Origin of the sequence: Streptomyces sp. NTH33 (assembly GCF_003236365.1) — a bacterium.
Lineage (GTDB): Bacteria > Actinomycetota > Actinomycetes > Streptomycetales > Streptomycetaceae > Streptomyces.
The window spans coordinates 1-6,554 of record NZ_POTZ01000389.1; the positions used below are offsets into that span (position 1 = coordinate 1).

Consider the following 6,554-nt stretch of genomic DNA (forward strand, 5'->3'; position numbering starts at 1 on the left):
CATGCGGGCATTCTCGGCGGAGGGACCGGCGGGCGCGCAACCGGATATCCGGGGCGGCGGGCCTTGCGCCGCTGCACGCCGGGCGGGCAGTTTGTCGATCAGCTTCCGGGCAACCCGATGGAGGAACCGGCCAGTTGGGCCGATCGACCCGGAAGGTGCCCATGTCCACAGGCCTGATCATCGCTTTGATCGTGATTGTGGCGGCCGTCGTCGTGGTGGCGGCCGTGCTGACCTCACGTGCCCGCGGCGGGCACGGCGGACGGAGCCTGAAGCGGCGCTTCGGTCCGGAGTACGACCGGACCGTGGCCCGGCACGACGGCGACACCAAGGCCGCCGAGCGTGAGCTCGCCGCGCGCGTGGAACGCCACGGCGACCTGCGGGAGCAGCCGTTGGAGCCGGCCGAGCGCGAGCGGTTCGAGGCGCGCTGGACGGCCGCGCAGGAGCGGTTCGTCGACTCGCCGCGGGAGGCGGTCGCCGAGGCGGACCGGCTGCTCGCCGAGCTGGCCGGGGCCCGGGGGTTCCCGGCCGACGGCCAGTACGAGGAGCAGCTGGCCGCGCTGTCCGTGCACCACGGGCACCACGTCCACGGCTACCGCCGCGTCCACCGCGCCGCGCACACCCCCCTGGACGGCGCGCCGGAGAACCGCGCGAGCACCGAGGACCTGCGCGCCTGCATGGTCGAGGCCCGCGAGCTCTTCGAGCACCTGCTGACCCCGTCCCGCGGTGACACCGCCCCCGAGGGCGCCGCCAAGTCCGGTACCCGCCAGGGCTCCCACCTCCCGTGGGCCATCAACCGACGTCACGCGAAGGAGAGTTGATCGAGATGTCCGATGTGACACCCGGTGAGGGCCGAGGGCGCGCCGACGGCAGGGAGCGGGTTGAGGGCGGCCGGAGTCCGGTGACGGACCGGGGGCCGGACGCGGGCCGGGAACCGGTGACGTCGCGGGAGCCGGCCGCAGGGCGGGCCGCGGCGGCGGACCGTGGGGCTGCCGCGGGCCGTGACCCGGTGGCGGGTCGCGCGACGGCTCCGGACCGGGACGCGGCTGCCGCTCGCGAGGCGGCGCCGGGCGGTGGCGCGGTGCCCGGCGGTACCTCCGTGACCGGCCGGGAGGCCGTGGCCGGCCCCGACGCCCTGGACGGGGCGTCGGGGCCGGGACGGAGCGGCGTCCCAGGACACGACGACGGAGCCGGCCGTGAGGCGGCGCCCGGGGCCGCCGGGGCTCACCGCGTGGGCGCCGGGCCGTCGGGACGGGACGGCATCCCGGAATCCGGTGACGCCGACGGCAGTGGAGCGGCGGCCGGTGCCCGCGAGGCTCCTGGCGGGACCGTCCGGCCGACGGGACGGGGCGGTGTCCCCGCGCCCGGCGACGGGGCCGGCCGTGAGGCGGCGCCCGGAGACTTCGCTGCTCACGGCGCGCCCGCCGACTCGGGCGGCGCCGCGCCCGCCCAGCTGCTCCTGCCCGAGGAGTGCGACGAGTTCGGGGCCCGGCTGCGGGGTGCCGTCGCCGGGTTCATCGACGGGCCGCGGAATGCCGTGGAGGAGGCGGACCGGGCCGTGGAGGAACTCGCCGGGCGGTTCACCGAGGCACTGGCCCGGCGGCGCCGTACCCTGCGGTCGGCCTGGCAGGACGGCGACGGGGAGAAGGCCGCGACGGCCTCCGCCACCGAGCGCCTGCGGCTGGCCCTGCGGGACTACCGCGAACTGGCCGACCGGCTGACCCGCCTCTGACCCGCCTCCGAACCGTCTACTCGGCCGCCGCCCGCCGCCGCTCGCGCCACTCGTGGACGACCTCCTCGACGTCGTACCGCTTCAGGCCCAGCGGAGGACCGGGCGGCGGCTTGAGCATCATGTCGAGGATCTTGGCGTTGATGTCCGCGACGATGGTGCGGACGATCCGCTCCGACGGGGCCGCGAGGGCCGCCGCGAGCACGTCCTCGGCCTCCTTGCGCAGCGCGAGCGTCGGCGGCAGGGCGGTCAGGCCCTCGCGGGCCATCTTCCGCTTGACCCACCACAGCTCCTCGTACGACATGTCGTCCGGCAGCGGCCTGCCCGCCCCCGGCAGCCGGTCGAACTCGCCGCGCCCCTGCGCGTCGCGGATCTGTTTGTCGACCCAGGACCCGAACGGAACGCCGGGTGGCTTTCGCTCGGTCATGAGCCCATTGTGCCGGACGTGCCCCGGCCGGGCGATTTATCATGCCGCCGCGGTGCACCGACCCGGAGCTCCGCGCACGGCATGGGCGCACCCGGGCACGAGACAGCGGCTCGCGCGCCCCGAACACGAGGAGCGTACGTGCTCGAACTCACCATGGCCGCCGTCTCCGGGACGGACGGGGGCGCCACGGCCGGGATGCTCATGGCCGACGCCCCCAGCGAGCCGGGCGCGGTGCTGCGGGTGGGCCGGGACCGGGCGGTGTGCCGCCTGGTGACGCCCGACGACTGGCTGTTCGTCTCCCGGGTCCACCTGGAGTTCGCGTGCGGACCCGACGGCACCTGGCAGGTCACCTGGCTGCGCGGCTCCCAGCCGGACCCGTCCTCCGAGGTCCGCCTCACGGCCGGCGAGTACGCCCAGTCCCTCGCCTACGGCGGGACCGTCCCGCTGCCCCGGGGCGGTTCCGGGGAGGTCGTCGTCCAGGATCGTACGAGCCCGCGGAGCATCAACGTGGGCTTCTACCACGAGGCGTGAGGACCGCCCCTCCCGGGCCCTACGCGATCACCCGCGCCAGCGCGAAGCCGTCGTAGCCCTTGCTGCCCACGGTCTGGATCGCGGTGCCCTCCAGCCGCGGGTGCTCGGCGATGAGCTCGAGCGCGGCCCGGGTGCCGCGCACGCTCGGGTCGGTGCTGGAGGCGTCGGCGACGCTGCCGCCGCGTACGACGTTGTCCAGGACGATCAGGCTGCCGGTGCGGGTCAGCCGCAGGGCCCACTCCACGTAGTGCGGGTTGTTGACCTTGTCGGCGTCGATGAAGACCAGGTCGAAGGGCGGCGGGTTCTCGTCGGCGAGCTTGGGCAGCGACTCCAGCGCCGGGCCCACCCGCACCTCGGCGATCCGGTCCAGCCCGGCCCGCGCGATGTTGCGGCGGGCCACGTCGGCGTGGTGGGCGTCGTACTCCAGCGAGACCAGCCTGCCGTCGGCGGGCAGCGCGCGGGCCAGCCAGATGGTGCTGTAGCCGCCGAGCGTGCCGATCTCCAGGATGGCGCGGGCGCCCTGGAGCCGGGTGAGGAGCTGCAGCAGCTTGCCCTGGTTCGGCGTGACGTTGATGTGCGGCAGGCCCTCCGCGTCGCTGTCGCGCAGCGCGGCCCGCAGGGGTTCGTCCTCCGGGGAGAGCAGGGTGGTGAAGTAGGAGTCCACGTCGTCCCAGAGCTGCGAGTCGCTCATGCACCAAGCCTTTCGTATGTCTAGTTAGTTCTGCTAACTAGTCGTGCTGGTGAATATAGCCGGGCGCAAGGGTGCTGTCAGGGTATTTCAGCCGTTCGTGGGCGGCCATCCGCCGCCGTGCCGAGCGCGGCGGGCCTACGCCTCCACCGACGGCGCCGACCCCGGCAGCGGCCGCCCCGCGGACTCCGTCATGAACCAGACCGCCGCGCCGCCGATCAGCGCCGCCGCCATCATGTAGTACGCGGGCATCATCAGGTTGCCGGTCGCGCCGATCAGCGCCGTGACCACCAGCGGGGTCGTGCCGCCGAACAGGGACACGGAGACGTTGAAGCCGATCGACAGCGAGCCGTAGCGGACCCGGGTCGGGAACAGTGCCGGGAGCGCGGAGGGCATCGCGGCCGTGAAGCAGACCAGCAGCAGGCCCAGCGCGCCCATGCCCAGGGCGATCGCCGTCAGGCTGCCCTGGCGGATCAGCAGCAGTGCCGGGACCGACAGGAGCAGGAAGCCCGCGCAGCCGGCCGCGATCACCGGACGGCGCCCGACACGGTCGGTCAGCGCGCCGGCGAACGGCTGGACGGCCATCATCAGGACCATCACGCCGAGCACCACGAGCAGGCCGTGCGTCTCGTCGTACCGGAGCACGCTGGTCAGGTAGCTCGGCATGTACGACAGCAGCATGTAGTCGGTGACGTTGAAGACCAGCACCAGGGCCACGCACAGCAGCAGCGCCTTCCACTGGCCCGCGATCATCTCGCGCAGCGGCACCTTGGGGCGGTCGGCCTCGGCCTTCTTCGCCTCCGCCGCGAACGCGGGGGTCTCCTCCAGGCGCATCCGCAGGTAGAGGCCGATGATGCCCATCGGGCCCGCGATCAGGAACGGGATCCGCCAGCCCCAGGAGGTCAGCTGGTCGGAGGAGAGCAGGGCCGTCATCAGGGTGACCAGGCCCGCGCCGCCGACGTAACCGGCCAGCGTGCCGAACTCCAGCCAGCTGCCGAGGAAGCCGCGCCGCTTGTCGGGGGCGTACTCGGCGATGAAGGTGGACGCGCCCGCGTACTCACCGCCGGTGGAGAAGCCCTGCACCAGCCGGGCCGCCAGCAGCAGCAGCGGCGCGCCGACACCGATCGTGGCGTACGACGGGATCAGGCCGATCGCGAAGGTGCCCACGGCCATCATGATCATGGTGAAGGCCAGCACCTTCTGGCGGCCGACGCGGTCGCCGAGCGGGCCGAAGACCATGCCGCCGAGCGGGCGCACCAGGAAGGCCGCGGCGAAGGCGCCGAACGTGGAGAGCAGCTGCGCCGTCGGGTTGCCGGAGGGGAAGAAGACCTTGCCCAGGGTCACCGCGATGTAGCTGTAGACACCGAAGTCGAACCACTCCATCGCGTTGCCCAGCGCAGCCGCCTTCACGGCGCGTCTGACGAGCGCGGGGTCGGTGACGGTGGCGTCGGGGGTCTTGGTGAGGGACACGTGCCGGGGAGCGGTGACTGCGGGGGCCGACAAGGCTCGCTCGCCTACCTTTCGACGGGGACGGGGACGCGACCCACGCGTCGGCGTTGGCGGGCGGGCCGGAAACGACCTGCGCGCGGCGGGCCGAAAAACGACCATAAGACCGCTGGGGTCCCTTACCTGCCGTATGCGACTCGATGCATACGGCATTCAAATGCCCGGTACGCAGGGACGCAGGTCCCGCGCCGGCCGCGTTCCGCGGTTCCGCGCTGTGACTCTTCTCGCGCCCCGCGAGCGCAACCGAACCGCCCTCGCCCTGTCGCCGACCTCACGGAAGGCGGGCGGACGGCAGGCGGAGCGGGGGCGGGAGGCCGGCGAGGCGCGGGGAACGCGGAGTGCGGCCGGGGCCGGTCGCGGGGCCACCCCGAGCCGACTTGACGATTAGGTAAGGTTTACCTTATTCATAACTTGGTCGAAAACAAGCCACCGCAGTGCTTCGCCGCCCGCTTCCCGTCGACCTGATCAGCGGCACACAAGCAAGCCGTGGCAGGAAGGCACCACACGATGCGACGCCCCTCGGGACGCCGGATCACCGCGCTGGCCGCGGCCGGTCTTCTGCTCCCCGCCCTCGCCGCCTGCGGCTCCGACGACAGCGGCGCCGGAGCCGGGAACGCCGGGAACGCCGGGAACAAGGACTCCTCCCTCGTCATCTACTCCGGCCGCAACGAGAAGCTCATCAAGCCGCTCCTGGGCGAGCTGGAGAAGGCGGTCGGCACCAAGGTCGAGGTGCGCTACGGCGACAGCGCGGAACTCGCCGCCCAGATCCTGGAGGAGGGCCGCCGCACCAAGGCGGGGCTGTTCTTCTCCCAGGACGCCGGCGCGCTCGGCGCCCTGTCCAAGGAGGGCAGGCTGCAGAAGCTGCCGCCGGCCACCCTCGACAAGGTCGACAAGGCGTACCGCGGTTCCGACGGCGACTGGGTCGGCCTGTCCGGACGCGTCCGCGTCCTCGCGTACAACCCGGACGAGGTCCGCGAGGACAAGCTCCCCGACAGCGTCCTCGACGTCGTGAAGCCGGAGTGGAAGGACAAGACCGGGTTCGCGCCCACCAACGCCTCCTTCCAGGCCTTCGTCACCGGGATGCGGGTCCTCGAGGGCGACGACGCCACCCGCACCTGGCTCAAGGACCTGAAGGCGAACGGGGCCAAGGCCTACGCCAACAACCTCGCCGTCCTGGACGCCGTCGAGTCCGGCGAGGTCTCCCTCGGCCTGGTCAACCACTACTACTGGTACGAGCGGGTCGCCGAGAAGGGCGAGGACAAGGTCGCCGCCCGGCTGCACTTCCTGCCCGGCAAGGACCCCGGTGCGCTGATCAACGTCGCGGGCGCGGGCGTCCTCAAGGACACCGGGCAGAGCGAGGCCGCCCAGAAGGCCCTGGACTTCCTGCTGTCGAAGAAGGCGCAGACCTACTTCGCGGACGAGACGAAGGAGTACCCGCTGGCCGCGGGGGTCACCAGCTCGGTGAAGGACCTGCCGCCGTTCGCCTCGCTCGAGTCCCCCGACATCGACCTCGGCAAGCTGGAGTCCCTGCAGCAGACACTGACCATGCTCCAGGAACAGGGCCTGGTCTGACCCGCCATGCACACCTCGCCGCCCGCCACCGAACCCGCGGAGGGACCGGGCCGGGGTGGTCCGCTCCGGACCACCCCGGCCCGTCCCCTCCGCGGGTTCGGTGG

The 6,554-nt window shown here is 73.0% G+C and carries 7 protein-coding genes; 4 read left to right on the forward strand and 3 right to left on the reverse strand.

Annotation, left to right across the window (positions count from 1 at the left end):
* Positions 1-161: 161 nt before the first annotated feature.
* Both C1I97_RS28215 and C1I97_RS28220 read left to right on the forward strand, forming a co-directional pair.
* Positions 162-818 (forward strand): hypothetical protein, encoded by a 657-nt coding sequence (locus C1I97_RS28215; RefSeq protein WP_111005960.1) that lies wholly within the window; start codon positions 162-164, stop codon positions 816-818.
* 5 nt (positions 819-823) lie between these two features.
* Complete coding sequence (locus C1I97_RS28220) at positions 824-1,729, forward strand: hypothetical protein (RefSeq protein ID WP_146608315.1); 906 nt, start codon at positions 824-826, stop codon at positions 1,727-1,729.
* A 16-nt stretch (positions 1,730-1,745) separates the two neighbouring features.
* Here the strand turns inward: C1I97_RS28220 and C1I97_RS28225 are convergent, their stop codons facing one another.
* Positions 1,746-2,153 carry a J-domain-containing protein gene (locus tag C1I97_RS28225; protein WP_111005962.1) on the reverse strand — a complete coding sequence of 136 codons (408 nt, stop codon included), beginning with the start codon at positions 2,151-2,153 and terminating at the stop codon, positions 1,746-1,748.
* A 138-nt stretch (positions 2,154-2,291) separates the two neighbouring features.
* Between C1I97_RS28225 and C1I97_RS28230 the strand changes: the two genes are divergently transcribed.
* A complete protein-coding gene (locus C1I97_RS28230) occupies positions 2,292-2,684 on the forward strand; it encodes a hypothetical protein (protein ID WP_111005963.1) in 393 nt (130 codons plus the stop codon).
* Between the two features lie 19 nt (positions 2,685-2,703).
* Here the strand turns inward: C1I97_RS28230 and C1I97_RS28235 are convergent, their stop codons facing one another.
* Positions 2,704-3,375: an O-methyltransferase gene (locus tag C1I97_RS28235; RefSeq protein ID WP_111005964.1), complete on the reverse strand. Its 672-nt coding sequence runs from the start codon at positions 3,373-3,375 to the stop codon at positions 2,704-2,706.
* Positions 3,376-3,510: 135 nt separating this feature from the next.
* Positions 3,511-4,875: a glycine betaine/L-proline transporter ProP gene (gene proP / locus C1I97_RS28240; RefSeq protein ID WP_111005965.1), complete on the reverse strand. Its 1,365-nt coding sequence runs from the start codon at positions 4,873-4,875 to the stop codon at positions 3,511-3,513.
* A gap of 510 nt (positions 4,876-5,385) precedes the next feature.
* On the opposite strand from proP, the gene C1I97_RS28245 reads away from it, so the two are divergent.
* The gene (locus C1I97_RS28245; protein ID WP_111005966.1) at positions 5,386-6,450 is read left to right on the forward strand and encodes an iron ABC transporter substrate-binding protein; all 1,065 of its coding nucleotides are present in this window, start codon (positions 5,386-5,388) and stop codon (positions 6,448-6,450) included.
* The last annotated feature ends 104 nt before the right edge of the window (positions 6,451-6,554 follow it).

Excerpts from the sequence above, each read along its gene's own strand:
- C1I97_RS28235 (WP_111005964.1), bottom strand. The coding sequence starts at position 3,375 with ATGAGCGACTCGCAGCTCTGGGACGACGTGGACTCCTACTTCACCACC.
- C1I97_RS28245 (WP_111005966.1), top strand. The coding sequence starts at position 5,386 with ATGCGACGCCCCTCGGGACGCCGGATCACCGCGCTGGCCGCGGCCGGT.
- C1I97_RS28215 (WP_111005960.1), top strand. The coding sequence starts at position 162 with ATGTCCACAGGCCTGATCATCGCTTTGATCGTGATTGTGGCGGCCGTC.
- C1I97_RS28220 (WP_146608315.1), top strand. The coding sequence starts at position 824 with ATGTCCGATGTGACACCCGGTGAGGGCCGAGGGCGCGCCGACGGCAGG.
- C1I97_RS28225 (WP_111005962.1), bottom strand. The coding sequence starts at position 2,153 with ATGACCGAGCGAAAGCCACCCGGCGTTCCGTTCGGGTCCTGGGTCGAC.